The following is a 3,121-nucleotide window of genomic DNA, read 5'->3' as shown; positions in this document are numbered from 1 at the left end:
CCGTGCCGTTGTCGCCGCCCTCGAACTCGAACGGTGCGTAGGGGATGTCGGAGCAGACCGTCAGGGTGCCCGCCTCGATGAGGTCGTACTCGTCGCCGGCCGCAGGCTCGCCCGATCCCGCGTCGCTCGTGCCGGTCGCGCATCCGGCGAGGGCGAGGGTTGCGGTCGCGGCGGGCGCGATCCCGGCGATGATGTTGCGACGCTGCATGTCAGCTCCTGAAAGACGAGGGGTGATTCCCACGGGCGGGTATGGAGAACATCTAAACATGAGCCACCGGGCCGAACGTGCCGCCAGCCGCCATCTGCGGATCACGTTTGTGTTGCAAGTATGACCTCATGTGACATCCTTCCGAGGCGATGCGGCACTGATTGTTCACCTTGCGTGAGTATCCTCTGTGCCGAATGCCCGAGCGCACGCGCTCCGGACGCAGAGGAGAACGATCATGGCAAAGAAGACCCCCGCTCAGCGCAACGCAGAGGCCGCTCTCGACGCGGCCAAGGATGCGGCGAAGGACGCGAAGAAGCTGTTGAAGTCGCTTCCCAAGAAATCCGCCAAGAAGCTCAAGCCTCTCGTCGAGGAAGCGAAGGACGCGACGAAGGTCTCGAAGAAGAAGGTCGCGGACCGGCCGAAGAAGGTCGCGAAGTCGGCGACCGCCGCGACCGAGCGTCTTCAGGAGGCCACCGCGCGCCTCGAGGCCGAGAAGAAGGCGGCCGAGAAGAAGTCCGCCGCGAAGAAGGACCAGAAGAAGGCCGACAGGAAAGCGGCCGAGCACAAGGCAGACGAGAAGAAGGCAGCTGCGAAGAAAGCAGCGCCGAAGGCGAAGGATGCAGCCTCGTTCACGGCCGCCCTCCAGCCCGCGGCGAAGACGCCCACTGCATCGAAGCCTGTGCTCTCGGCTCCGACGATCGAGCCGAAGGTCACGGTCACGACGCCGACATCTGCACCCGCAGTGACACCGGCCCCCGCCCCGGCACCGGTCGCCTCATCCGGGCTGAGTGCGCTGACGCTCGTCGAACTCCGCGCCCGCGCCCGCGCCGAAGGCCGCACCGGGTACTCACGCCTGACGAAGGCCGCTCTGCTCGACCTCCTTGCGCGCTGACGTGCAGGAGGCCCTCGATCGGGGTGCCGATGCGCCTGCTCCCCGCACCCTGATCGACATCCTCCGCGACACGACCCAGCGATATCCCGACGCATCGGCCATCGAAGACGCCGACGGGGCGCTCAGCTATGCCGAACTGCTCGCGCACGTCTGGCGCACGGCCGCCCTGCTGCACGAGCGAGGAGTGCGCCACGGCGACCGCGTCGGCATCCGGATGACATCCGGTCGCCGCGAGCTGTACATCGCCATCCTCGGAACCATGGCGGCCGGTGCAGCGTACGTGCCCGTCGACGCCGACGATCCTCAGGAGCGCGCAGACCTCGTGTTCCGCGAGGCGCGCATCGCCGGCACGATCACCGACGCCGGCTACCTGCCCACCGGCGCCGCCGATGCGGCCGGTCTCTTCGGCAGCGAGTCACCGCATCCCAGCACCTCGGCGATCCCGGTCGTCGCACCTCCGACGACCGAGGACGACGCGTGGGTCATCTTCACGTCCGGCTCGACCGGGGTGCCCAAGGGCGTCGCCGTCTCGCACCGCTCGGCCGCCGCCTTCGTCGACGCCGAGGCGCGTCTGTTCCTGCAGGCCGCGCCATTGGGCCCCGGCGATCGCGTGCTCGCGGGACTCTCGGTCGCCTTCGACGCGTCGTGCGAGGAGATGTGGCTGGCGTGGGGTCACGGCGCCTGCCTGGTGCCCGCACCGCGAGCGCTCGTGCGCTCGGGAGAAGACCTCGGCCCCTGGCTGCTCGGCCACGGGATCACCGTCGTGTCGACGGTGCCCACGCTCGCCGCGCTCTGGCCGCAGGATGCGATCGAGAACGTGCGCCTGCTGATCTTCGGCGGCGAGGCCTGCCCACCCGAGCTGGTCGCCCGATTGGCGTCCGACGGACGCGAGGTGTGGAACACCTATGGCCCGACCGAGGCCACGGTCGTCGCCTGCGCGTCACTGATGGACGGCACGGGTCCCGTGCGCATCGGCCTTCCGCTCGACGGGTGGTCGCTCGCCGTGGTCGACCCGGACGGGCAGCGCGTCGCCGAGGGCGAGACCGGCGAGCTGATCATCGGCGGCGTCGGACTCGCTCGCTACCTCGACCCCGCGAAGGACGCCGAGAAGTACGCGCCGATGCCCACCCTCGGATGGGACCGGGCGTACCGCTCCGGCGACGTCGTGCGCGTCGAGCCCGAGGGGCTGATCTTCCAGGGGCGCGCCGATGATCAGGTCAAGATCGGCGGCCGGCGTATCGAGCTCGGCGAGGTCGAAGCGGCGTTGCAGGCGCTGACCTCGGTCTCGGCGGCCACCGTGGTCGTACAGAAGACCGAGACGGGCATGCCCATACTCGTCGGCTACGTTGTGCCCGACGAGGGCTTCGACCGGCAGGTCGCGCGCGGCGAACTCTCGGAGACTCTTCCCGCGCCGCTGATCCCGTTGCTCGCGACCGTCGACGATCTGCCCGTCCGCACGTCCGGGAAGGTCGACAAGGCGGCGCTCCCCTGGCCACTCGATTCCGGCGATGCGAACGACTCGTCCCTGTCGGGCACGGCAGCCTGGCTCGCAGAGCAGTGGTTCGCGGTGTTGGGCGTGCGCCCGGGCGACGAGGACGCCGACTTCTTCCAGCTCGGCGGCGGCTCGCTCGCGGCCGCGCAGCTGGTCTCTCGCCTGCGCACTCGCGCGCCCGAGTTCACGATGACCGATGTCTACGACCTTCCGCGCCTGCGACAGATGTCGAATGCCGTCGACGACGAGGCCGACGATGAGGACGCCGAAGAACGCGTCTTCAGCCAGCCCGTCCCGACTCCTCGGCGGATGCAGTGGGTGCAGACGATCGCGGGCCTTCCGCTGTTCGTGTTCACCGGCATCCGATGGCTGCTGTTCCTGCTCACCGCGAGCTGGATCCTGCGACTGACTCCGGGCTTCGAATTCCTGCCGGACGTTCCGGTGTGGACGATCATCGTCGGCCTGCTGATCTTCGTCACCCCTCTCGGCAAGGTGACTATCGCCGCGGTCGCCGCGCGCCTGCTGCTCG

At 69.1% G+C, this 3,121-nt stretch carries 2 protein-coding genes and 1 pseudogene; 2 read left to right on the top strand and 1 reads right to left on the bottom strand.

The annotated features are described in order from the left end of the window. Window positions 1-208: pseudogene (locus J7E68_RS05295) on the bottom strand (ABC transporter substrate-binding protein); the annotation flags it as partial. 235 nt (window positions 209-443) lie between these two features. Here J7E68_RS05295 and J7E68_RS05290 point away from each other — a divergent pair. Together J7E68_RS05290 and J7E68_RS05285 are read left to right on the top strand one after the other, a co-directional pair. After that, on the top strand, window positions 444-1,100 hold the full coding sequence (locus tag J7E68_RS05290; protein WP_215170530.1) for a hypothetical protein: 657 nt from the start codon (window positions 444-446) through the stop codon (window positions 1,098-1,100). Beyond that, a partial coding sequence (locus J7E68_RS05285; RefSeq protein WP_215170528.1) for a non-ribosomal peptide synthetase occupies window positions 1,090-3,121 on the top strand: 2,032 nt, incomplete at its 3' end. The genes J7E68_RS05290 and J7E68_RS05285, both read left to right, overlap by 11 nt.

This window comes from Microbacterium sp. ISL-103 (assembly GCF_018613995.1).
In the GTDB taxonomy this organism is placed as follows: domain Bacteria; phylum Actinomycetota; class Actinomycetes; order Actinomycetales; family Microbacteriaceae; genus Microbacterium.
Note: the sequence above shows the minus strand (reverse complement) of the source record. Positions and strands in the feature narration are given on the sequence as shown.

What these genes read in the sequence shown, in the direction of transcription:
- J7E68_RS05290 (WP_215170530.1), top strand. Translation starts at nt 444, where the DNA reads ATGGCAAAGAAGACCCCCGCTCAGCGCAACGCAGAGGCCGCTCTCGAC.